The sequence below is a fragment of the Pseudomonas sp. KU26590 genome (assembly GCF_026153515.1).
Classification (GTDB): domain Bacteria; phylum Pseudomonadota; class Gammaproteobacteria; order Pseudomonadales; family Pseudomonadaceae; genus Aquipseudomonas.
The window spans coordinates 3,572,394-3,593,795 of record NZ_CP110644.1 but is presented as its reverse complement, the minus strand read 5'-3'; the positions used below and the strand labels follow the sequence as shown (position 1 = coordinate 3,593,795).

The window sequence follows — 21,402 nt, the reverse complement described above, 5'->3', positions numbered from 1 at the left end:
GCGATGGTTTCCACCTAAATTTGATCCGATCAAGAAGAGTTGGACGCCATTTTTAGCCTTTTTACGGGGGACGCCCAAACCACCAGAACGCCGTATCTATTCCACATCCTCCAAAGTCCTGTTACACCACGAAGCGACTCACCAGCTTATTAAGGTTCACCGCTAGCTTTGACATTTCGCCGCACGCCGTAGCAGTTTGACTAGCACCCGCAGAGCTCTGAACAGCAAGCTCTCGAATGCTGACAAGATTACGATCAACTTCGCGGGCAACGTGAGCCTGCTCCTCAGAAGCGGTGGCGATCAACAGGTTGCGTTCGTTGATCTGCGTAATGGCCTTGGAGATCTGATCCAGTGAACTGCTGGCCTCTTGTGCCACATCAAGGGTTTGATTTGCCAGTTCCTTGCTCATGTTCATTGCCTCCACCGCTTCTGCTGAATCGCTCTGCATGCTAGAGATCATCTGCTCGATTTCTTGAGTTGAGGACTGTGTTCGGTGGGCCAGCGCCCTGACCTCGTCGGCGACTACTGCAAATCCACGGCCCTGCTCACCGGCTCGCGCCGCCTCAATCGCTGCGTTCAAGGCCAGAAGGTTGGTCTGCTCAGCAATAGCTCGAATCACTTCCACTACTTTATTGATGCTTTGAGCGCGCTGAGACAGCACCTGAATCTTGTCACTCGTGCTTTCAACATTGCCGCTCAGCTTTTGAATAGACTTCAATGTTTGAGCGACTCTCTCCAATCCTGCCTCTGTAAAACCCTGGGTGCGACGCGACTCTTCCGAAGCTGACTCAGCATTGCGAGCCACCTCATCAACGGCAGCGCTCATTTGGGTGACAGCTGTGGCGGCTTGGTTGACTTCATCATTCTGCGAAACAAGACCTCGACTAGATTCCTCAGTAACCGCCGTCATCTCCTCTGCAGCAGAGGCCAGTTGCGTCGATGAATCACCAATTTGCATGATGGTGTTACGAAGGTTTTCCTGCATGTGTGCAAGCGCTTTCAACAATCGTCCGGCCTCATCAGTCCCGCTGATCTTCACCTCCTTCGAGAGGTCGCTACCTGCGATTCGCTCGGCAATGGACAGGGCATCGCTGATAGGAGTCGTTATGCTTTTCGTCAAAAGTGTTGCCAAAGCGACCGTCAGGACTACGACGCCCGCAATAAGCCCAACAATCATCCACAAACCAGATGAGTAGGTGTCGGCTGCATATTGCCCAGCCAGTGCCGCTCCGTCGTTGTTGAAGTCAGCCAAGGCCTTGATCTCTCCTTCCATCCTGTTCGTCAGGGGACGGATGCCTGTACTTACCATGTTGAACGCAGCAGAAGTATCACCCCTTGTTAACGCCGAGATGAGACCATCCAGTTGGTTGGAGTAATCCTCGGCGGACGCCTTTACCGTTAAATACAGCGCGCGCTCCCGGTCGCTCGCTATCAAAGGCTCATAATTGATAACTGCATCCGTAAAGACCTTCCGGTAGCCGGGGAAGGCCGCTAAGGTCGACTGAAGGGTTTGGGCGTCGGAGATGCCTCGCAGAGTTTCAAGCCTTAGACGAAGTATCCCAGCGTTAATCGAGCCTGTTTGCCTAATGCTGGGTAGCCAATTGGTTTCGACGTCTCTTTCGGCGTCCCGCAACTTTCCCATTTGCACAGCAGCGACTGCGCCGAGTACAAAAACTAATGCGACAATGAGCGCGAAAAACAGAGAGGCTCTCGGGGCTAGGTTTAGATTTCTAAGGCGCATAGGAACTTCCTGTTACCAAGGGAATGATAGCGGTGTTTAATGGGCTATCGACCTGAAGTCGAAAACTTTAGGCAGATCGAGCTTAGCGGACGGATTGAGAGTCGAGGAGAAACTCACAGGGTTTTTAGCTATTTGACCGCACCACCAGCACCGACGCCTGCCGAGGTAGGCTGAGCGCCAAGACCCGAGTTTTTCGGTATCCAACTGCATTCCCTGCCTTGTTGCATGCCTGGCCCGTGACATCTATGCCTTGGTTCAAACGACGTGCAGCCAGCCAAACGCCAATCCCATCGTGTGCCAGCACTTTCATCCCCATCGCGCGGCGATTGGCAAACAGATAAGTACAGTGCGGCTGTGCCGCACAGAACACCGCGACCACCTTGGGTAACGCCGTTTGGTGTCGGCGCGCATGTCCATTGGCTCGGTGGCGGGGCAGATGGAGTCGATGCGGATCATCGCAACAGGTCTCGAAGAAAGGTCGCACAGGCAGCAGCACTTTCAGTTGGCCATCTCACTTTAACGGTGCCGCGTGGGTGCTGGATCTCAACGCTGATGTTCGATGATGCCGCTTGCGACTCAGCTCGTGCGAGTGGCATCGGCAGTGAAAAAAAAGCGGATCGCCGCTCCACGTTTTTCTGCGTTTGCAGCCGAACCCACTTGTGGACGAGATTCGCGTTGAGGCTGTGGTTGAGCGCGATGCTGGCAATCGACGCGCCGGGTTGGGAGCACACTTGAATGACTTGGGCTTGAACGACCTGGAATAGGAACGATGTTGTGGCTGCATGAAAGCTCCTCTTTAAAGGCTAGAAGTGGTGTCCACTTAAAATGAGGTGGAGACCATCGCCTTTGGCGGTAGGGCCAGGAAGGTGTGTTGGCTTGCGGGTTACCGAACAGAATCACGCCGCGAGGGTTGATAGCTTTTCTAAAGCCGATAGGCATCGGTAACCGCGACTCTCATGCCCGATCCCTTATCGATTGTTAGGTGCTAGGCTGTAATGAGCTGGTGCGGCACGGTAGATTGTCCTGAGTGACGGACATGATTTGAAAATAGCCGATACGGAGATTTACTCGCATGGAAAAGCAGATACAAGTAAGCGGTACTGACGATATTAGGATCAACCCTGAGGATGGATCAGAGTTGAAATACTGGTCTCATAAATTCGGGGTGACGAAGCAAGACATCCATGTTGCTGTTGATAAGGTTGGTGATTCCCTAACCGCTGTGACGAGCTATTTCAGAGCGCGGCGCTGAATGTGTGATGTGCTCGACATAATATTTCGTGGCAACAGCTCATAGCCTGCCCAATTCGCGTACCGCTGCTAGCAGCGAAATCGCGCATTACCCTTTCGTTACGGGTGGTGCGTGCTCAGCAATGCCCCAAGCCGATCTTCGAAAGCCTTCGTGAAGGCTTCAGCTATTAGATTAAACTGCGCTGGGGTAATAGCATTCACCAGCCCAAGGCCCGTGCTCAGCCCAAGGGCACGGCCATGGGCGTGGGTCAGATCAATGGCAGTATCCGCAGTCCATATCCGTTCTAGACACATTTGTAACCCCTGTTGGAGGCCGTAGCTCAGCCGCAGGGCGCGAAGGATGCGTTGCGGATCAGAGGCCGAATTAAGCAGGCGGTGGCCCATAAAGCGTCTCCTGTGCCGGTGAAGTCGGAACTGCGTATGCATCCTCAGGTATACCAGCAAACAGCTTGCCCCAAGCCAGCCGTTGAAGGAAGTTCAGACTTTTCGAATACCGATTTGGCCTACCTTGATCTTGGAATCCAGCGCGCTGCCGGTGGCCAAGTACAGGCCCCTCCTCGAACTGATCACCGTCTCGGTTAAGTCGAAGCTGTACCGCTGCGTCTCCAGCGCGCCCCTCCAGTTCGCTGGCAGCGTGAACTGCTTCTCGTACTTGTCCATCGAGCGGTATTAGACGAGCGAGGATTCGCCGCCGACGGGCTTGGTGATGATCAGCTCAGCTTCCCACCCCAGAATGGCCACGGTCGTTCCCAGGATCTCTGGCGAGGCCACCATCTCGATACGTCGCCGACCGGTAAGCGTCCGCCGAACACCTCTTACGTTATTAACGCGGATGGCGTCGGGGTTAGGAAGGTGAGTTGGCAGGACGGTGACCTATGTGCTTATCGATGGAATGGCGAAAGGATGCTTACGAACGATGCTTTTGTATGGGTTGATGAAGTTGAACGCGAGCAATCCCGGCGTTCATTAGTTGAGCAATAGGGCAGGCGAGGCTTCAGCATCCTGTGATTTACGAGCCGAAGTCGTCAGTCCGACAACCCTGCCTACCTTGCCGGCAGGCTGAAGATTCACGTCTCTCCATTCTCTCGTAGTGAACTCTACCTGGCCCCTGCAGCGTTGCTCGGAATCAAATACCTGCTGGATTAGGCCCACTCTGCGCCGTCGCCTTGAGGCCTCAGAAAGCCAATGGCGAGATCGAGGCATCTGACCTACATAGGTTTGACAGAGATGACCTCGACATACCTGTATTTCTTTCGAGCAGCTTTGGTCGCCTCCTGTTCGGCGAGGAGTGTGCTCAGAGTGTCGGCCTCGTGGATCAGCTCGTAGGTTTTGCCCTCAAACTCGTTGGTGACCTGCATCGCTACACGCAGCCGCGGGGTGTATGCCTTTGTGGCCTTCTTTTTGGGTTGGGGCTTCACCGCTTGCGCGAGCGCGACGTCTGGTATCGACGTCGATGAAGCTGGCGCAATTACTTTTGGAGCCGCCGCGGGGCTGCCGAAGAGCGCTCTACGCATCTCTTCTTCAGTCAGATCTGTATTCATCGACTTTCTCGTAGGTGATATGTTGCTGGCGAGATTCTAGCATTTCAAAACGGGTCGGCTGATTGGCCTTTTTAGATTGCCGCTCCTTCATTCAGCCGTTACTCATCTATCCAATCGGGCGCTCGGTGAAGTCGGCGCTGTGGCGCCTGATAATTCGGGGTTATCTGAAATATGTACTGACGTAACGGCCGCCGCAGCGGGAAAATGAGATTGCGGAGTTGCTGCTTCAAGTCTGGCAGCATCCCACGTTATGCTATGGGTAGAGTGCGCCTCAGAGTTTCCAGATCTTGTATAGGAGTCTTGAAGCTAGGCAAAATCAACATGTTACCGTTTGAGATCTGCCATTCGTAAAAGTCAGAAAAGTCCCCTTTGGCCAGTGCTCTGACTACTTTTGTGACGAAGCCGTGCGCTACAAGCAGAACAGTTTTCGAGGGGTATTTCGATTCCAGCTCAGCCAAGCCGTCTCGCACTCGTTTCACAACGTCAGAGATCGTCTCACCACCGGTGGGCCCAGCATCCCAGAGTCGAGTGATGTTCTGCGACCAGAGTTGCGGATAGCGCTTCTTGGCCTCTCCTTGGGTCAGGCCCTCGAAAACGCCGACATCCCGCTCTCTGAAGCAGTCCATTATTTCAGGAGAGAGCTTCAGGCGTTCGTTCAGAACACTCGCGGTTTGTACCGCCCTGAGGCGCGGAGAAACCACGAGCACATCAAGGCTTGCGGGCAACTGCTCGCAAAGCCTATGAGCTTGCAGGCGGCCCAGCGCTGTAAGCTCTGGATCAAGAGATCCAAGGTATCGATGTTCGGCATTAGCCCAGGTTTCACCATGTCGCACGATGTATAAATGCATGAAATCCGTCTCAGCGAAAAAAAGGATAGATTGTACCTTTCCGTCGCCGTTGAACGCACCAAGACCGGGGTTTGGGGCAGGCGTGTTCACCAGACGCTCACGATTTCCAGGGCTAAGGAGTGACCTTTCCGAAGATCTGCCTAAAACAGCTTCCGGGCAGCGCTGCTTTCAACTGCTACATCCACGCTTTTCTTGGCGGGCCGTTTTCATGCACATCAATCCGGATCACTTCCTACAGACGGAGAGGGGCCGCATTATTAATGCTGAGCTAAATAGACTGGCTTGGCAAAGAGCTCACATTGCCCTATCAGAGGCTTTGCTAGTGACTCCAAGGCCTTGTCGTTTGTATTTGTTGATAGGCGCTCAGGGTTCAGGAAAAAGCACTTGGGCCAAATCGACGCTTTTAGTTGAGCCTGGCGCTGTAATCTTCGATGCCATCCTGGTTCAGCGCTGCGAGCGTGAATCGCTCATACAGGCCGCCAAGAAGCATGGGGTTGATGTGGTAGCTATTTGGTTCACGACTTCGCTGGAAGACTGTTTGGCACGTAATCAATTGCGTCCTGATGATGAGATCGTTCCTGAGAATGCCATTAGAAACGTTTTTAAAGCACTTCAGCCTCCACGCTTGAGCGAGGGTTTCACCGAAATCCTAGTCGTAGATGCACAGGCTAGCGCGAATGCTCATGCTTCTAAAGACTGAATTGACTTCGAGGTGTACGACAACAGCTCGGCGATCTCGCTCGCCCGCCAGTACGTCCTTCAATTAGGCATGCGGATTATGGCCTTTGAGCGTAGGCGTAGGGCGAACCCACCTTGAGTGATCTGTCAAAGGATTGCATGCCATCGTGCAGACAATGTAATTTGCACCTGCAGGGGTTACTTTCAAATAGGTACATCGCTTAACTGGAGCTATATGGACGAGCTAAAAGTTTTAGGAAATGCCCACTGGATAGTGACTCATCGACGAGATGCACGTTACGAGGGATACTTGATAATATCATCCGAAGAGCCGGCTTCAGAACTCAGCGATTTAAGCGACGATGCCCTGTCATCTCTAGGTTTGATGATGAGAGCACTGGATCGTCTGCTTACGAAGGTGTACGAACCCTACACAGTGGTGTTTTATAAATTAGGGTTCTCTCGTGGTTTCAACGTACATTTTCATGTCGCCCCTATCTCGGAAAATTTGCTAATAGAGATATCAAAACATCCCGACTATTCCGACAACCCTGATGGTAACGACGCGATTATTTTTTTAAGTCGTGAATATTGCGAGAGACCCCTTTCCGCTGACGAGTCTGAAAAGCAGCTTTCGGCGGTTCGGCTGCTGAGGGCTTCGTTGACTAAGCCACAGCCCGTGTAGTCAGGCGCGCGCACTCATGCGGCAGTGACTGATCGATCCCACTCGCCCGCTGCGTCGGTAGACGAATGAGGACGTCTTATAAGTAGGCATTCGGGTCACGACCATTGAGCCGCGCACACTGGATCAAGCTCATGATGGCCGCCGCGCGTTTGCCCCTGCGCAGCGACCCAGCAAACTAATCGACTTCCCTTCAGACCTTCTTTAAAGCATGAATCTCAATCTTGGTGATTCATTGAGCATGGAACTGGTGAGCAGGACGATTTTGCTCAGTCCTATTCGTGATGTGGAGCCCTAAGGCAGGTATCGACCAATGAGAGAGGGTTATGCCAAAAGCAGAGCAGCCTCCGCCGGTTGAATCCCTTGCATCTAAGCGTCAGATTCTTTTTTTGCCAGCCTGATCGCTGTAGTCATATGCGGTACAGCGTAGGCCTTGTACCAATAATGCATTCCTTCAATAGCTTTCTTAGCTGGCGCCGTGTCGGCTGCTCCAACCAATTCCGCACAAGCCTGAGCCATTGAGACAAGAAGGCGGGCTGCTTCGGGAATGTAGGGAAGGTTATTTCCAGCTTCATGACGCTCACGAATGATCTGGTAGCGAATGTTTTCCGGCAGCGTCCACGCACTGATCAAAAACTCATGAACGGAGTAGTGGACGCCATTGATTTCCACGGTCGCGGAGCGATGTTCTTCACTGAACCCTGCTGTTTCGATCTGCTCGCAGCTATCGATGACAGTGCTCATCATTTCTCGAATTTGTTGCCAATCAGTACTCATTTGGGCTCCTCTCAATCAGCCATTCTGCAGGATACGTCGAGTGTGCTTCTACGGGTAGGTGAAAGGCGGCTTCTGGCCGATAGCTGTCAGTAGGGGCCATGCGGGCGTAGGATGAGGGCTCTCCCAGACATCGAAGCCTTTTCCCTTATGACTCAATCCGTGCGGACAATCGTGAAGTGCTAGGATCCAGGTGATGGTGGCGGAGACGTCATCATCGATCTCCCACCGGATGTCGTTGCAGCAATAAACGTCGGTTTGGGTGATTCCTTGAGCATCGGATTGGTTAACGGGGCGATAGTGCTCAGAACGATTCGCGAGGCGAATACCCAGTCCTGAGGCAGTTCTCGGCCAATATCGGCCGGGTGCGGTCGAGGTCGATATTCTAAGTGAAAGCCTTTTCGTAAAAACTAAATGATTAGAAAAAGGTTAGCCATGGAAAGCGATGACGTCACAGACTCCCACCGCGGTAAAACAATCGCTAACGCCTTTCCGCCCTACCTGAAAATGGAGGCAGATTGTCTGAGCTTGGTCATAGGCGATACCAAATGTGCTGATCATCGAGGCGTAGAGGTCACAACAGACAAAAACCGGGTGGTCGTTCCATACCGAATCCACCATGAAGGCAGCGAGCAGGATGGTAAGTCTCTGAGCCGGACGCAAAGCATCATGTACTCGTGCCTATTGACCAGGCATCACAATGGCTATGTGCGCCAGCGCCAACTTGAACGCATCCTCCCGGTCTACGAACCTTGGGTTGTTCCATTCGTTGTTCAGCTCACTGGCGAGTATGTGATCGAGATACTCGACACGTGCGAATCCCACTTTTCCCTGCTTGACCCTTTGCTTTATGGCTCCTTCATCAGAGACAACCCAAAGTATTTTCAGGCCACACGCGACCGAATGATCAGCTACTGGGATTGCTACTATCGGAGGCTATACAAGCGTAAACCTGACTATGTCGGGTTCAGGCTGTTCGACCGATTCCAAGACTTTGCATCTCGCCTGTAAAACTGAACCGCCCCCCGGCCTAACCACCGCTGAGCGTCTGCAATGGGTCGACATCGGCCGCTGCTCACCACGCCGTCTCCTAATTGTACGAAAACGATCCTTCCGGACACTCCACACACGGCGTATTGAGCAGGAGCGGGTATTGGCTAGAAGCCTTCATTGCGACGATGCAAGACGATGCAAGATAACCCGGTATCGGGCTTTAGCTGACCGGTTACGTTCAAACACGAGGAATGAGACATGGAATATCGGATTCAGATTGCTTCGGACGTGATCCGTGATGGCCTAGGACTAGAGCTGATTAACGCCACCAATCAAGTATGCGCCGAGGTCTTCAGGTGTGATTCTGATAACACATTGAAAATTTCGCTATTCGCTGAGGATCTGCCATTCGTACAGGTTGAAAATTTGGTGCTGATCGCCCGAGAAGAATTGGTTCGCTACGAGGACGGCACACCCTTGCCCTCTGCTATCCCTCTCCAAAGCTCATAGACAGAAGCCATCAGCTAGTCCTTCCCCGACGAACACTACCAACCATTGCCGGCCTCCTAGTGCCGAAAGGGATCCCTTTCGACATCAGATGGTCTGCAACGGGCTTTAGGGATCGCCGGGGAGGGGCTGCTACCGACTCAAAGCGGCTATTCAACTGCATCTCCATACAGGTGCGTGAGACCTCGGCCCACTGCTACCGTACTGGTGCGTATGTCAGCCAACTCAATCAATGCGGTTTAGCATTACGCTTAGTAAAAGGTCTTACGCTCAGGAGGCGTGGATGAACAGAACTTTTCTTGGTATTGCGTGGGCGGGGCTCTATGCAGCCGATCTGACTGCGCTGGTCGGTTTCTATGTCGAAAGGGTAGGCCTTCCTATAGTGGAAAACGGCGATGGCTATTGCATGCTGGATGTCGGCGGCGGCGCAATTTTTGAGTTGTGGGCCGATGGCGCGCGCGCTCGTCATCGAAAGACGCCTGCAGAGCAGTCAGTGATCATCGCATTCGCGGTACTTTCATTGGAGTCTGCTATGGAGGACTTGAGCAACCGGGGGCTTCAGCCAGACTCCGAAGTGGGTACATACGGCAACAGTCGTTGGGTCTATTACTCAGACCCAGAAGGCAACAGGTTTGAGCTCAAAGAAACATTGGATGCCGCCCTCACTTAGTTGAGAACGGCTTCGCCAATGGCGCGCGACCATAGTAGATCAACACGTTGAAGACATTCCGCATTTGCGCCGTAAGTCAGCAGCGGCAGCGCTTCGGCAAGCCGAAGCCAGCGAAATGATGTGTGCTCCGCTGACAGGACAGGATCTTCCATACCCGAAATATCTGCAGTAAAGACGCGCTCTTCTACTTGCTGAGGCTCGGCACCATAGTGCTTTCGCCATTGCTCCTTGATCGGATATTGGTGACTGAATCCAGAGTAGATAGGCGGACTGATGCGCAGCGCAGTTTCTTCGAATACTTCGCGAACTGCCGCGTCCTGGAAGCTCTCCTGATCTTCAAGTGCGCCCGAAATGCCCTGAAAAAACGCCGGCAAGCCTAGATCATCGCGTGGGGCTCGCTGGAAGATCAGATACTGACGTTCGCCTCCCACAGAGCGGGTCAGAAATACGTGAACTGAATAAGCACGTCGCATTGGCCTTCCTTTGCAAATGATCGATGGGCGAACGCGCGTTTACCTTTGCCAGGTTTTGGATCACTCACCTGTGCAGGAGTGCAGCCTTTGTGCGCCGGGACGTTGAGAATAATTAGCCTGATCTGGGTAAGATGACTTAGGCAGATCGCCCGCTCAAACATCGCTTTCCGGACTCAATATTTTCAAAAGTGTGTGGCGACTCCATGGCCCGCAGTATCCCGGAAGATGTGCAACGATTCGGTAACCGCAGCGTTTATATAAGTCAGCCGCGCCGTCATCGAGGGTCTCAATAAGCGCTTCCCGGCAGCCACGCGCCAGAGCCAGCGCCTCAAGGCGGTGCAAAAGCTTCGTGCCGAGTTTCTGCCCCCGCGAAGCTGCGTCTACCCACAGGTAATTGATAAATAGACGGCCGAATTCGGTACGGCCGGTGACGCCGCCTATCAAGACTCCATCTTCCAGCACTGTGCAAGCGATAGGGTTCGCCACGCCGCCCTGCTCACGGGACAAGTTCTGACCGTGTTTTATGACGCCATCAGAGACGGCTTGCAGATGCTGTTCGTAAATGCCGTCGCATGTGCGCCATTCCTTCATGTCGGTTCCCTATGTCCGGTGTACCGACATCTCGTGCAAAAGCCGTTCCTATAGCCGTTCGATTGGCTGCTCCCGCTCGAAAGCTGCCTCTTGGTCTGTCTGCAATCAACCCAGAATGTGTAAAAACGCGCGATGCACTGTCGGCGCTAAGCGCCGACGGCTGTTAGTTGAGTAATTGCTCGCAACAAGTCCTGCGGATCATCACTTGGCCTTAGGAGCTCCCAGCGTGCTTTATCTTGCTGGGTGGCCAAAATTAAGACCTATCCAGGCCGGCAGCGGCTTCGTTTAACCGCTGGTACCGAGAATTTTCATGACCCGCTTCCGGTTGTGGCGAGCACGTTCAAGCTCATCTCCCTCTGCCGGAAGCACCTTGAATATCACAGGCTCCGAGCCATCTCTAAGGCGAGCACCAGTCGCTCAAGCCCGATACCGAACCCAGCTCCTTCGAGATAAGCTCCGCCGCCGACAACTTGCTGCTGTGCCCCCAGCACAGGGCAACGCACCTCAAAACCGTTCCCCTCAAGGTAATAGCTCAGGCCACGCTTCACTGACAGATTGAGTTCATACGCGAGTCCCAACGAGTCAAGAAAGCCGGTGCAAATTGCTTGGCTACGTTGCAATGCCTGCACGGGGGCGGAACTAAGAATTTCGAGTCCCAGTTGACTGAATTCGCGATACCGACCGGCTTGAGGTCGTTCATACCGGTAACATCGCGTCACGTAGAAAAACATCGCTTCGTCTCGTGACCCGAGAAGTGCATTGTTGCGCTCCTGAAAAAGCGCGGTTGCTTCTGGGATGAGACAACAAGGCCGTCCGGCCTTGTCATCAAACGCCCACATTTGTCCGATTATTTCACTTCCACCGGCTTTCTCAGTAAACGTGTCTTGGCCCCACAATGCAGGAAGTATGGCCTCCTCAGCCCCGGCATCGATGAAGGTAGCTCCGAAATATGGCTTCTATCTCACGCATGGTTGCAGCTTCTTTCCCTGTCACTATTCGAGTTCCGCGAAGCATGGTCATTTATAGATCTCCATTTTACAGGCAATAAAAAAGGCGCCATTGGCGCCTTGGTTTGGTTCACTGATTGGTCAGAAAGGATGTCTAAAATTCTGAGCATTCGATGAGCGTGAGCAACCGCGGCACCCTGAGTGAGTCCCGTGATGATGACGGCGATTGCTTGGAATAAATTGAGTCATAGCTGATCCTCGCACACTTCTGGAAGCGCTCACAAGCTGCTGTATCTTTCACCCAGCGCAGACCAATGACGCGTGCCGCTGACACCGTTTTCACCCAGCCTGGGTCACTAGCAGCCGGTGGGCTATTGCGAAGCTCGGCTAGGCGCTGCCACTGCTATATGACCGTTTCCACCCAGGCCTGCCGCTTATCCGTCGCAGGCCGCGTCTTACGTATCCTCGTGACACCGGGATGCACATCTCCTGTGTAGGGCGCGCCCCAGAGCAGTACTGAATACCCTCACGAACGATCTTTTGAACATAGCTTGAGCCTGGCAGCTATCGGATATGCGTCCCTACAACGGAGAGCACGAGACGATCCTCCGATTGAACTCTCATAGACTCATGACCCGGCTCGTAAGCCCCTCGGCAGGCAAGATAGTGTGAGCTGGTTCACGTTTTGAAATTATTCAGGGGTACCCCCCCTGTAAATTTTTTTTGAAAGACGGAGTTGTTATATTTGAGACCTAAAGAAAAGCAGAGGCGTTGCGGATACCCCTGGTTATCCTGAAAAGACACGATCTGAAAAACATGCCCTGCCTTTTGAGGTCGTTTTCCACTCTGCGGTTACCTCACTGATACGGTTTTGCTTCGCCCGTCGTTCTCAACGCCCGCTAGGGCAGGGGAATCGCCGTTTCGACCGCAAGGTCGCTGCTTTTCATCTTTGTGTTCAAACCGATATCTCTTAAATTTTCAGAAATCTGTCGCCCGCCACAGACGCTTTGGTTTGGGATTACTACGTCTGAAAATTGGAGGGGCGGGATGGACTACAGTTTGGAATCAACGATCTGGAAAGAAGCGCAGGCGACGTTTCCTGGGGAAGCGTTTACCGCCGTTGTAAAGCTGGCTGTCAGCGGCTATCGAAGACGCCCTGGCTACTCCGGGATTGAGCGGATTTATGCCTCAGATCTCGGTCAGACCGGGCTACAAGCCCTTCGATATGCACTGAGGCACGTCGATCACTTACCTCGTGGCGAACTACCTGAGTGCGTTTCCGTGAGAGCTGCGCTCAGGGCGCACATCTACTATTTCCTGGAGTCGCAGGTCGTTCGGGCTGGTGTTGCTTCTGAAATGGTTATCGAGGATCACTTGGCTCGTGCGCTGAATCTATGAGCAGGGTTACTGGGGTGGCGGGTGTGGAGGAGGTTGCTCCCAAAACCTCGTCCAGCCTTCGGGCCCGGATTTGTTAGGCGCTTTTGCCGCCGGGGATTGATCAGCATGTGCGGTTGGAGTGGCGGAAGCTACAAGGTCGCAGCGCGAGCGTGCGGCCTGCGCAGGCAACCATGCGGCTAAGATCGTGAGTCTGCTCCGCCCCCCGACTCAGCGGGCTTGATCCGTATGCGTGCTTAAGAAGGATATTCTCAATCGCCAGCGGCTGCCGCCGGCGGGTGCGTATTCAGAGTTGTTGCCTCATAACAGGATGCGCGCGTCACTCACTCCAGTTGGACGCGGTGCAGGCTCAAGACTTTAAACAAGGACGGATGGAAAATATGACAACGCATATCATCGTGATTGGTAATGAGCAAAATCCCGAGTTTGAGGCAGCAATCAGCGTTGGCTTGAATGCCTTCAATGATCAGATGACTGGCTCAAATGATCGGAGCCCATTGACGGTGATAGTCAGAGACCCGACCACAAACGAGGCTTTAGGAGGGATCGTCGGACGATCGTCCCTAGGGCTGGCGTTTCTTGATCTCTTTCATCTTCCAGACTCTCTTCGTGGAGGGGGTTTAGGTACGAAAGTCCTGAAAGCATTCGAGGATGAAGCGCGGACGCGGGGATGTCGCTCTGCTGTGCTTTACACCATCAGCTTCCAGGCACCTGGTTTTTATGAAAAAAACGGGTGGGTACGTTTTGGGGAAATAGCCTGTGATCCAGAAGGTGCGAGTCGAGTTTTTATGAGCAAAAAGCTTTGATGGGCAGGTCAAATCGCGACGATTGTAAAGGTAGCTAGCAGCAAGGCATGGTCGCCATACCCTCACTTTGAGCGCAGCGGATCATGGAGGCCGTCAATGCCTTGGTAAAACTGCGCTTGAGAGCTTACCTGCATCAAAGAGAGCAGCCTTTCGAGCTCGCTGTGTTCCCAGGTGCTTAGGAGCTCCACCGGATCGGTACCGAACCGTTTGGAGGAGTCAAAGGTATAGGCCCTGCCTTCCGGGTTGTAGCAGCTGTCGCAATAATCGAGTGTGTCGCAATCGTTTTAAAACGTGATCACCCACCCATCGGTTTCGACTGTCATCAGGCCGCAGTAAATATCTACCCACGAGTGTTCGCCTATGCGGCGCATTGATCGCACCCCCAGGGCGATGTCCCGCAGGACTTGATAGGTTTCGCGCGCGGTAAGTGGGTTTGGAGACAAACGGATATACCTTCGTGGCTCTGGCTGTCGAGGAATAGGTGCATGAAGAATTCTTGCTGAGGCATGCGGCGCAGGCATCGATTTGATAGCCTCCGTTCACCTTTTGGAGAGTGTTCATGGCTACCAACAACCAATCAAAGATGGCGGCTCGCTATGGTCAGCCTGATGCATCTGCGCTCCTCGTTTGGAACGATATCATCGATCAACTCCTCGACCATCGCAGCGTCCGCGCATTTACTGCCGAGCCCTTGCCTGAAGGCGCAATCCAGACGCTCATCGCTACCGCGCAATCTGCATCAACCTCGTCAAACCTGCAGGTCTGGAGCGTTGTCGCTGTGCAGGATGCTGATCGAAAGGCACGACTAAGCGCGCTCGCCGGAAACCAGGCCTATATCCGATAGGCGCCTCTGTTCCTCGTATGGCTCGCCGATTTGTCCCGAGTCACGCGCGTCGCCGAGCAGCAGCATGCAGAACTGGAAGCACTTCCTTACCTCGAGAGCCTGTTGCTCGGAACAATTGATGCTTCCCTGGCTGCGCAGAATGCGGTCGTGGCGCTCGAATCCCTGGGGCTTGGGAGCGTGTACATTGGCGCCATCCGCAATGACATCGAGGGAATCGCGAAGGAGCTTGCGCCGCCTCCACACGTCTACCCGGTATTCGGTCTTTGTGTAGGTTATCCCTCCAACGAATTGCCGGCCGAGGTCAAGCCGAGGCTTCCTCAGAGCGCGGTTCTCCATCACGAAACATACTCAGCTAATCCAGAGCCTGAAGCGGTCGCCGAGTATGATCAGCGTTTGGGGGCTTTCTATCAGCGCGAGGGCATGAAGGCATCGGGCTGGTCGGAGCAGGTCGTCAATCGGTTAAGCAGCGTCTCTAATCTTCATGGCCGCGAACGACTTGTTGAACAGATGCTGCGAATGGGTTTTGGTCTTCGTTAACCAGTTGTCCGTCATAGGCGCAAGCGTAGCGATGAGGTCGCCCTGCCATGGAAAGGGGCTCCGCCTGGGTGAGCAAATTATTCTCTGCTATCACTACACCCCAGCACCAAAGGAGGTGTTGCATAAGATGCCAACCGCCTATGTCTCTCGAAATTTTGACAGCAACTTGGATTTTTGGAACTTTGCTTTTCATTTACTGTGTCAGGCCGAGCCGTCTAACGTGGGTCGATCATGGCAGGGTCATGATCAGAACTCCGATCGAATTCACTTCGTTATATGCTGATGCTGCGACAGCAGCAGGATGCGCTGCCCCAGCGGCTCTAAGTGCTGTCCTAGCAGGTGCACTATACCCGATAGCAATCACGTATCTTGAAAGATGTAAAGCGTCCGGGGCGACATATTGTGCAATTTTCTGGACATCGGACATTGCTTGTGTCATTACGCTGGCACCCGCATTGGTTGCGCTTTCAACCTTGAGTTCGATCGCGTACCTACCATGTTGATCAGTAGCAAGGAAATCCAATGTCATTCTCGTTGCACCATATGGAACCTCCCTAGCAACTGTAACCCCAGGCATCCCAAAAAGCATAATGTACATTTCCACTTGCATCCATAGCTCCCATTGGGCACCTGTTTGTATGGCAAGCGTTAGTCGTTGCGAGTCATTGATGATCTGACTGATTAAATCGTTCGGCGTCATTGGTCGCTCCAATATTGATTAAAGGATCTATTTTAGGTATGGCTACTAAATTTTTTTTCGAAATTAAGTCTATCCTGGCTTTGGATTAACATCTTCTGTGACTCATGACTTAACGTCCACAGTTACAGCTTGGGGCTAAACACTATATTAACGTTATTGAGTTGCATAGCGGTCAGCCTTATAGTCATCGTTAGGCCGAGCTCCTTTGTTAGGTATATTCCATAAAATTATAGAACAGCCTGATCTTTAAAGTTAATATTGACCTCGGGTTTTGATCGGGCTGTTTCAATTATTGCCGTTCGTCAATATGAGGGAGTGTGCTGAAAATAACCTCATCTAGATAGGCGTCCCCGGCGGCTGTAGGCTGACGCCCTAAGCCGCGTGCAAGAATCGATCTAGTTCCCTGAGACAAATAAGTTTCGTTGTGTTTAGGTCGGTGTGGCGGGTGTAGACGGTGTGGCCGGGTTTGCAGGTGCGCCGATCATAGCTGCCATCTTACTGACTAACGCATCGTATGCGGGCTGGTCACTATTAAGGCTCGCACAATAGGCTGATATTGTCGTCGGGTCGATGAACAGGTACGTACTGGCCTGTTGTGTTTGATCTATTGTCACACTTGATGTATGTGAGCAAGAGGTGGAAGTAACCTGCGTATGTGTCGTCTTGGTGGCGTAAAAAATTCTCACAGATACGCTTGGAGCGCCGAATAATTCTTCGCAGAAGAATAATAGGTGCCCGACTTTTGTAGAGTCATCGCTCGATTTGCTTGTCAGCTGGGTATTAAAAGCGCCGAGGACTGCTTTTGCGATTGTCATAGTTGATGTGTTATCCATAACGCCTGGAAGAAGCTCCTGAACTATCTGTGTGTCGATCGTAATGGAACTTTCTTCAATATGCAGGTTTTGTTGAAAGTCTTCCATTTCAACAAAATAGCCAGTTTTACCGATCAACTGAGCCCAAGAATCATAGTCGAACAAGGTTTTGCCTGCTTGGTGCATGGCTTTCGTCATCGCAGCAAACAATACCGATGCGGAGTTGAAAAGCGCTTTTGTATCAGCCTCTAGTTCCGGGGACGTAGTGGAGTAGAAGATGTTTCCAGTAGTGTTCAGGCGGAACTGTACACCAGCTTCGCTATCTCCTGTCCCCCCGGATTCGTTTCCAGCAACGGCTACCGCCTCTACCAAGGATGATGTTGCGAGATAGTTTTGTAAGTTTTTATTAAGCTCAGCGGAAGCAAATTTGTAAGTTCGAAGATCGGCAGTGCCTCCCTCCACGAAACTAGATACTGCTTTTACTTCTTCATTCATAATAGTCATAAGACCTCATCCAAGAGAGAGCCCCGGCAAAGTGCCGGTGGGGAAATACGTTACTTGCAATAATCAAGGCAGCAGTTCGCCGGTAACATCGACTCAGTAAAAAAACCTCAATGTGTGATCACTTACCCCGCCTCGATAAGTAATGATGCCGGATTTTAGCAGCATGTGGGCAGATCTCAGCCCCGTTAATAGAGAGTTAAGCAAAAATTACACAGTTCAGATTTTCTACATCGAGCATGTGCGCAAATGGGTTCGTCGACGTAGGTAGTCTGGTCTAGGTTAAATAAAAATCGATTCTGAACCGGTATCGGCAGTTTCTCCGCAAGGTATTGACAGTCTTTACGATTGACTCATTCCAAAGCAATCTCAGCCTAGCATGCATTTTTTGGTTGTAAAGGACGCGAAACGAAAGTTTAGCGCTGGACGGAGAATCGCTCAAAGCCCGTGATCCATCTCGCTACGGATTGTCCTACACCTTGCTGCTGCACCACTGGCAGGCTGAACAGTCGTGAGTAAAAGCACGGCTGGAGACCGCGTTTTGTCGTCTGCAAAATGCACAATAAAACCCGGATTTGGCTTGGTATATATATCTAGAAAAATATAAAAATTAATTTTCTCGATACTGTTGACCCGCCGAGTGGGGCGCATAGCGTCTGATCTGAGTCGGTTCTCACAAAACCGTAGCGATGAGGTCGCCCTGCCATGGGTATGGGCTCCGCCTGATCGGCACCACGAAGGCACGGCGGAGGTAGGTGAGGGCGGTGAGAGAGCGACGCTTGAAACGCTTTCGGTCGTTCAAGTCGCCAAACCTCCCACCCTCGTTCACCTAAAGCGCACACGCTGTATCCGCAGCCATCGCCTTCAGTAATCGAGCACTAACGCTAGTGAACGGTTGTGCTTTCAAACGTGCTTCCACCGTGAAGCCACCGAGTACTGAACAACTTTGCGAACTCGACCGCGCCTTTGAAGTTGAGCTGAGACGAGGCATAGGATTTCATGAGCAGCGAGCGGGGCAAAGCCCAGTCCCATTTTTCCTTGATGAGATTCTCGACGCCTTCCAGCAGTGATTCGATGTCGTCCGGATCCAGCTCGACGATCTTGGAGAGCGCGTCAGCGACAGTCTTTTTTGAGCCGCCAACCGACAACGCAAGGCCTGAGCTCTCGCACGCCATTCCTACGTGGTTGAACATGAGTACCAGAGCGTCGTTGGTTTGATCGCCACGCCAGGTGACTAAATGAGTCTTCGAGTCAGAGCCATAGGTGAATTCATCTACCAGCCCGAGTGATCTGAACGATTTACGGGCTTCGCTCAGCAACTCCTGTGCTTTGGTATCGATGAAGGGGCAGGGCGTCGTTTCGGTCAGTACAGCGCGCATTTCTTCGCGGACATGATCGTGCACCATGGCGCCAAGTCCGTCGAACTGGGGGCTGACCCCCCTCGTGCGGCAGTGACGACGATCACCTTATTACTTTCAAGATTAGCTGTGGCATTCCCTAAGCACTTCAATGAATGCCTGCAACCCTGATGGTATATGGCGATGCCCCGGATAATACAAAAACAATCCGGGAATCCGCGGGCACCAATCTTCCAGAACCGGCACCAGCCGAGCATCTGCCAAGGATCCCGAGACGACAAGTTCCGGCACGTAGGCGATGCCGAGTCCAGAAATGGCCGCTTTGGCCATTATTTCCGGATTATCGAGGGTCAGCTGTCCATTCGGGTCGATGACGAACGACCGCCCATGTTTTTCGAACTCCCATCGATAAGGTTTACCACTGGGCATACGGATGCCGATGCACTGATGTCGAAGCAGGTCACCTGGCGTCAATGGGCAGGGATGCGTCCTGAGGTAGTCCGGGGAAGCGACGGTGATAAACCGAATGTCCGGGCCTATCGGCACGGCGATCATGTCTTGAGGTATTGACTCACCCAAACGGATGCCCGCGTCGAACCCGCTGGCAACGATATCAACCAGGCGACCATCGGTGACAAGATCGACCGTCATCTGCGGGAAACGTCGCAGGAATGTCGGCAGGGCAGACTCCATCAAAACGCGCGCAGCCTGATCGCTTGCATTGATTCGCAAGATGCCACTTGGAAGAACCCGATACTCGTTCACTTCATCTACCGCCAGCGCAAACTCTCGCAGCACCGGCCTTAACCTACTCAGCAGGCGTTCGCCCGCTGCCGTCGGGGAGACACTACGTGTTGTGCGATTGAGTAACCGAACTCCGAGTCTTGCCTCCAGAGTTCTCATCAAATGGCTGAGCGTGGATGCAGACAACCCCAACTCATCCGCAGCTTTGCGAAAACTTCGGTGAGAAACGATCAGAGTCAACGCACGTAAATCAGTAAGTGAAAGGGGCAGGTCATTCATGGTTTTTTTTCATCAGGTCATGCGCATTCTGCTCGATAGTAGCAGCAGTTCCGAGGGCGTAGCGTTAGGCCCTCGCAAGCCAATCCGGCTCGCCATGAGGAGGACACACGCATGAACAGAACCTGGTTAGTCACTGGAAGCTCGTCCGGCATTGGCTTGGCGGTGGTTGAGCAACTCCTGGAACGAGGGGATCGCGTGGCGGCTACATTACGAAAGCCTGACGCACTCAGCCACTTAAAAGAGCGGTACGGCGAACGGCTGTGGACAGCGGCACTGGATGTGAACGATACCTCCGCCGTTCGGGATGTGATTCACCGGGCGTTCACTGAACTGGAGCGCATTGATGTCGTGGTCAGCAGTGCGGGATACGCATTATTTGGCGCAGCAGAGGAATGCAGTGACGAACAAATCGATCAGCAATTGCAAACAAATCTTGTTGGCTCAATACAGGTGATCCGCGCGTGCCTGCCTTTTCTCCGTCGGCAAGGGGGCGGTCGAATCCTGCAGGTTTCGTCGGAGGGCGGGCAATTGGCTTATCCCAACTTCAGCTTTTACCACGCCAGCAAATGGGCCATCGAGGGTTTCGTCGAATCAGTCGCCCAGGAAGTTGCGCCATTTGGCATTCAGTTCACCCTTGTAGAGCCAGGCCCGACTCGCACTAACTTTGCTGCGGCCCTAGTTAGCCCTCCCGTGATGGCCGAATACGACCAGACGCCTGCCGGCGAGGTGCGTAGAGCTGTCGCCAGTGGTGCTTTCCCCCTGACAGGAGATCCGCAGAAAATGGCCAAAGCCATGCTGGATATTGCTGAAACCGATCCAGCGCCAAAGCGTATGCTGTTGGGGAGCGGTGCTTATGAGCGTGTCCGCGCAGCGCTGATCCAGCGAGTGGCTGAGCTGGAACAGTACAAGGGAATCGCAAGGAGCACCGAGATCGATTGACTTCCGTTCAGGAAAGCGTGCAACACAATCAGCGCCGACACATGGGTTTACTTCTACTAGAGACATGCCCAGCACGCGGATAGTCCTAGGCGTGGTAATACCTCTCGAATGTGATCCTCGAAGGCGCTCACCAGTGCGGATGGCTTTTTGCTGTCGGGCTTCAAAGTGATTGATACGTCAGGAAGTTGAGGAAGCCCAAATTCGCTAGGTAGGATTTGCAGGTCATCGGGAACAGCGGTCTGAGTAAGAACCGCAATGGCTTGGCCTGACCGCACAACGACTGTTAGTCCAGACACTCTATGACTTGCGTAGGCAAGGCGATATGGGCGGCCTGCATTGTTGAGCTCTGATATGGCTGCAATGTGATCTAGCGTATCGGGATCAGAAAGCGCTAGTTGCAGCGGTTCCATCTCGGCAGCGTCACCCCCTTTTGCTCCTACCCACACTAACGGCTCTCGCCTAATGATGGCCCCTTCGATGGTATTACCTGGCAGTGAAATCATAGCTATGTCCAAAGTATGGTTTTCCAATCGCTCCAGCAAACGAGGCGTGGGTGCGCAGTAAACCTCGACTAAAACTTGGGGATGTTGGCTAGCGAAATCGCGCAGCAGTAGTGGCAAGAAAACCACTGCGTAGTCGTTAGGACATCCGAAGCGGATTGTTCCCGAGAGGCCGGCACCCGATAGCTCAGCCAAGGCCTCATCGTGAGCTCGCAGGATTTTTTGGGCATGGAGGAGTAAGCGCTTACCGTGGCCCTTAGAAGAACGCCTCGACCGGTGCGCTTAAGCAAT

The 21,402-nt window shown here is 53.0% G+C and carries 22 protein-coding genes and 3 pseudogenes; 10 read left to right on the top strand and 15 right to left on the bottom strand.

Annotated features, from left to right (window positions below; genetic code table 11):
* Nucleotides 1–121: 121 nt before the first annotated feature.
* Together OKW98_RS15690 and tnpB are read right to left on the bottom strand one after the other, a co-directional pair.
* Nucleotides 122–1,687: a methyl-accepting chemotaxis protein gene (locus OKW98_RS15690; RefSeq protein ID WP_416148487.1), complete on the bottom strand. Its 1,566-nt coding sequence runs from the start codon at nucleotides 1,685–1,687 to the stop codon at nucleotides 122–124.
* A 178-nt stretch (nucleotides 1,688–1,865) separates the two neighbouring features.
* Entirely contained in the window at nucleotides 1,866–2,111 is a 246-nt protein-coding gene (gene tnpB / locus OKW98_RS27550) for an IS66 family insertion sequence element accessory protein TnpB (protein WP_416148485.1), read from the bottom strand.
* Nucleotides 2,112–2,813: 702 nt separating this feature from the next.
* On the opposite strand from tnpB, the gene OKW98_RS15685 reads away from it, so the two are divergent.
* Nucleotides 2,814–2,993, top strand: a complete 180-nt coding sequence (locus OKW98_RS15685; RefSeq protein ID WP_265385581.1) for a DUF3606 domain-containing protein — start codon at nucleotides 2,814–2,816, stop codon at nucleotides 2,991–2,993.
* A 1,207-nt stretch (nucleotides 2,994–4,200) separates the two neighbouring features.
* Here OKW98_RS15685 and OKW98_RS15680 read toward each other — a convergent pair.
* Both OKW98_RS15680 and OKW98_RS15675 read right to left on the bottom strand, forming a co-directional pair.
* Nucleotides 4,201–4,533 carry a hypothetical protein gene (locus tag OKW98_RS15680; protein ID WP_265385580.1) on the bottom strand — a complete coding sequence of 111 codons (333 nt, stop codon included), beginning with the start codon at nucleotides 4,531–4,533 and terminating at the stop codon, nucleotides 4,201–4,203.
* Nucleotides 4,534–4,781: 248 nt separating this feature from the next.
* Nucleotides 4,782–5,471: a histidine phosphatase family protein gene (locus OKW98_RS15675; protein WP_265385579.1), complete on the bottom strand. Its 690-nt coding sequence runs from the start codon at nucleotides 5,469–5,471 to the stop codon at nucleotides 4,782–4,784.
* Between the two features lie 118 nt (nucleotides 5,472–5,589).
* Between OKW98_RS15675 and OKW98_RS15670 the strand changes: the two genes are divergently transcribed.
* Together OKW98_RS15670 and OKW98_RS15665 are read left to right on the top strand one after the other, a co-directional pair.
* A complete protein-coding gene (locus tag OKW98_RS15670) occupies nucleotides 5,590–6,081 on the top strand; it encodes an AAA family ATPase (RefSeq protein ID WP_265385578.1) in 492 nt (163 codons plus the stop codon).
* Nucleotides 6,082–6,294: 213 nt separating this feature from the next.
* Nucleotides 6,295–6,744: a hypothetical protein gene (locus OKW98_RS15665; protein ID WP_265385577.1), complete on the top strand. Its 450-nt coding sequence runs from the start codon at nucleotides 6,295–6,297 to the stop codon at nucleotides 6,742–6,744.
* Here the strand turns inward: OKW98_RS15665 and OKW98_RS15660 are convergent.
* Both OKW98_RS15660 and OKW98_RS15655 read right to left on the bottom strand, forming a co-directional pair.
* Nucleotides 6,725–6,919 (bottom strand): annotated as a pseudogene (locus tag OKW98_RS15660) (transposase domain-containing protein); the annotation flags it as partial. The gene OKW98_RS15665 and the pseudogene OKW98_RS15660 overlap by 20 nt on opposite strands.
* A 191-nt stretch (nucleotides 6,920–7,110) precedes the next feature.
* The gene (locus tag OKW98_RS15655; RefSeq protein WP_265385576.1) at nucleotides 7,111–7,518 is read right to left on the bottom strand and encodes a hypothetical protein; all 408 of its coding nucleotides are present in this window, start codon (nucleotides 7,516–7,518) and stop codon (nucleotides 7,111–7,113) included.
* A 432-nt stretch (nucleotides 7,519–7,950) separates the two neighbouring features.
* On the opposite strand from OKW98_RS15655, the gene OKW98_RS15650 reads away from it, so the two are divergent.
* The 3 genes from OKW98_RS15650 (at nucleotide 7,951) to OKW98_RS15640 (ending at nucleotide 9,685) form a co-directional block, all read left to right on the top strand.
* Complete coding sequence (locus OKW98_RS15650; protein ID WP_265385575.1) at nucleotides 7,951–8,526, top strand: hypothetical protein; 576 nt, start codon at nucleotides 7,951–7,953, stop codon at nucleotides 8,524–8,526.
* Nucleotides 8,527–8,766: 240 nt separating this feature from the next.
* Nucleotides 8,767–9,018 (top strand): hypothetical protein, encoded by a 252-nt coding sequence (locus OKW98_RS15645; RefSeq protein WP_265385574.1) that lies wholly within the window; start codon nucleotides 8,767–8,769, stop codon nucleotides 9,016–9,018.
* Between the two features lie 280 nt (nucleotides 9,019–9,298).
* On the top strand, nucleotides 9,299–9,685 hold the full coding sequence (locus OKW98_RS15640) for a VOC family protein (RefSeq protein ID WP_265385573.1): 387 nt from the start codon (nucleotides 9,299–9,301) through the stop codon (nucleotides 9,683–9,685).
* Here the strand turns inward: OKW98_RS15640 and OKW98_RS15635 are convergent.
* The 3 genes from OKW98_RS15635 to OKW98_RS15625 all read right to left on the bottom strand — a co-directional run bounded on the left by OKW98_RS15635 (nucleotide 9,682) and on the right by OKW98_RS15625 (nucleotide 11,681).
* Nucleotides 9,682–10,158, bottom strand: a complete 477-nt coding sequence (locus OKW98_RS15635; RefSeq protein WP_265385572.1) for an NUDIX hydrolase — start codon at nucleotides 10,156–10,158, stop codon at nucleotides 9,682–9,684. The two genes, OKW98_RS15640 and OKW98_RS15635, sit on opposite strands and share 4 nt — an antisense overlap.
* 153 nt (nucleotides 10,159–10,311) lie before the next feature.
* Nucleotides 10,312–10,749, bottom strand: coding sequence for a GNAT family N-acetyltransferase (locus OKW98_RS15630; RefSeq protein WP_265385571.1), 438 nt, complete (start codon nucleotides 10,747–10,749; stop codon nucleotides 10,312–10,314).
* A 377-nt stretch (nucleotides 10,750–11,126) separates the two neighbouring features.
* Entirely contained in the window at nucleotides 11,127–11,681 is a 555-nt protein-coding gene (locus tag OKW98_RS15625) for an ATP phosphoribosyltransferase regulatory subunit (protein WP_265389744.1), read from the bottom strand.
* 1,062 nt (nucleotides 11,682–12,743) lie between these two features.
* Between OKW98_RS15625 and OKW98_RS15620 the strand changes: the two genes are divergently transcribed.
* The gene (locus OKW98_RS15620; protein WP_265385570.1) at nucleotides 12,744–13,094 is read left to right on the top strand and encodes a hypothetical protein; all 351 of its coding nucleotides are present in this window, start codon (nucleotides 12,744–12,746) and stop codon (nucleotides 13,092–13,094) included.
* A gap of 377 nt (nucleotides 13,095–13,471) precedes the next feature.
* Nucleotides 13,472–13,897 (top strand): GNAT family N-acetyltransferase, encoded by a 426-nt coding sequence (locus OKW98_RS15615; protein WP_265385569.1) that lies wholly within the window; start codon nucleotides 13,472–13,474, stop codon nucleotides 13,895–13,897.
* A gap of 134 nt (nucleotides 13,898–14,031) precedes the next feature.
* Here the strand turns inward: OKW98_RS15615 and OKW98_RS15610 are convergent.
* A pseudogene (locus OKW98_RS15610) lies at nucleotides 14,032–14,340 on the bottom strand (hypothetical protein); the annotation flags it as partial.
* 116 nt (nucleotides 14,341–14,456) lie between these two features.
* Between OKW98_RS15610 and OKW98_RS27545 the strand changes: the two are divergent.
* Nucleotides 14,457–15,278, top strand: a pseudogene (locus OKW98_RS27545) (NADPH-dependent oxidoreductase).
* Between the two features lie 229 nt (nucleotides 15,279–15,507).
* Here the strand turns inward: OKW98_RS27545 and OKW98_RS15595 are convergent.
* The 4 genes from OKW98_RS15595 to OKW98_RS15580 all read right to left on the bottom strand — a co-directional run bounded on the left by OKW98_RS15595 (nucleotide 15,508) and on the right by OKW98_RS15580 (nucleotide 19,672).
* Nucleotides 15,508–15,978: a hypothetical protein gene (locus OKW98_RS15595; RefSeq protein ID WP_265385566.1), complete on the bottom strand. Its 471-nt coding sequence runs from the start codon at nucleotides 15,976–15,978 to the stop codon at nucleotides 15,508–15,510.
* 428 nt (nucleotides 15,979–16,406) lie between these two features.
* A complete protein-coding gene (locus OKW98_RS15590; RefSeq protein WP_265385565.1) occupies nucleotides 16,407–17,294 on the bottom strand; it encodes a hypothetical protein in 888 nt (295 codons plus the stop codon).
* 881 nt (nucleotides 17,295–18,175) lie between these two features.
* A complete protein-coding gene (locus OKW98_RS15585; protein ID WP_265385564.1) occupies nucleotides 18,176–18,697 on the bottom strand; it encodes a hypothetical protein in 522 nt (173 codons plus the stop codon).
* Between the two features lie 75 nt (nucleotides 18,698–18,772).
* A complete protein-coding gene (locus OKW98_RS15580) occupies nucleotides 18,773–19,672 on the bottom strand; it encodes a LysR family transcriptional regulator (protein WP_265385563.1) in 900 nt (299 codons plus the stop codon).
* 111 nt (nucleotides 19,673–19,783) lie between these two features.
* On the opposite strand from OKW98_RS15580, the gene OKW98_RS15575 reads away from it, so the two are divergent.
* Nucleotides 19,784–20,611 carry an SDR family oxidoreductase gene (locus tag OKW98_RS15575; RefSeq protein ID WP_265385562.1) on the top strand — a complete coding sequence of 276 codons (828 nt, stop codon included), beginning with the start codon at nucleotides 19,784–19,786 and terminating at the stop codon, nucleotides 20,609–20,611.
* Nucleotides 20,612–20,667: 56 nt separating this feature from the next.
* Here OKW98_RS15575 and OKW98_RS27540 read toward each other — a convergent pair whose 3' ends face one another.
* Complete coding sequence (locus OKW98_RS27540) at nucleotides 20,668–21,240, bottom strand: LysR substrate-binding domain-containing protein (protein WP_416148483.1); 573 nt, start codon at nucleotides 21,238–21,240, stop codon at nucleotides 20,668–20,670.
* Nucleotides 21,241–21,402 lie beyond the last annotated feature (162 nt).

Coding starts and splice junctions, on each gene's coding strand:
- OKW98_RS15670 (WP_265385578.1), top strand. CDS start 5,590: ATGCACATCAATCCGGATCACTTCCTACAGACGGAGAGGGGCCGCATT.
- OKW98_RS15575 (WP_265385562.1), top strand. CDS start 19,784: ATGAACAGAACCTGGTTAGTCACTGGAAGCTCGTCCGGCATTGGCTTG.
- OKW98_RS15680 (WP_265385580.1), bottom strand. CDS start 4,533: ATGAATACAGATCTGACTGAAGAAGAGATGCGTAGAGCGCTCTTCGGC.
- OKW98_RS15645 (WP_265385574.1), top strand. CDS start 8,767: ATGGAATATCGGATTCAGATTGCTTCGGACGTGATCCGTGATGGCCTA.
- OKW98_RS15595 (WP_265385566.1), bottom strand. CDS start 15,978: ATGACGCCGAACGATTTAATCAGTCAGATCATCAATGACTCGCAACGA.
- OKW98_RS15585 (WP_265385564.1), bottom strand. CDS start 18,697: ATGGTGCACGATCATGTCCGCGAAGAAATGCGCGCTGTACTGACCGAA.
- OKW98_RS15685 (WP_265385581.1), top strand. CDS start 2,814: ATGGAAAAGCAGATACAAGTAAGCGGTACTGACGATATTAGGATCAAC.
- OKW98_RS15655 (WP_265385576.1), bottom strand. CDS start 7,518: ATGAGTACTGATTGGCAACAAATTCGAGAAATGATGAGCACTGTCATC.
- OKW98_RS15630 (WP_265385571.1), bottom strand. CDS start 10,749: ATGAAGGAATGGCGCACATGCGACGGCATTTACGAACAGCATCTGCAA.
- OKW98_RS15640 (WP_265385573.1), top strand. CDS start 9,299: ATGAACAGAACTTTTCTTGGTATTGCGTGGGCGGGGCTCTATGCAGCC.
- OKW98_RS15615 (WP_265385569.1), top strand. CDS start 13,472: ATGACAACGCATATCATCGTGATTGGTAATGAGCAAAATCCCGAGTTT.
- OKW98_RS15580 (WP_265385563.1), bottom strand. CDS start 19,672: ATGAATGACCTGCCCCTTTCACTTACTGATTTACGTGCGTTGACTCTG.
- OKW98_RS15620 (WP_265385570.1), top strand. CDS start 12,744: ATGGACTACAGTTTGGAATCAACGATCTGGAAAGAAGCGCAGGCGACG.
- OKW98_RS15650 (WP_265385575.1), top strand. CDS start 7,951: ATGGAAAGCGATGACGTCACAGACTCCCACCGCGGTAAAACAATCGCT.
- OKW98_RS15665 (WP_265385577.1), top strand. CDS start 6,295: ATGGACGAGCTAAAAGTTTTAGGAAATGCCCACTGGATAGTGACTCAT.
- OKW98_RS15635 (WP_265385572.1), bottom strand. CDS start 10,158: ATGCGACGTGCTTATTCAGTTCACGTATTTCTGACCCGCTCTGTGGGA.
- OKW98_RS15590 (WP_265385565.1), bottom strand. CDS start 17,294: ATGACTATTATGAATGAAGAAGTAAAAGCAGTATCTAGTTTCGTGGAG.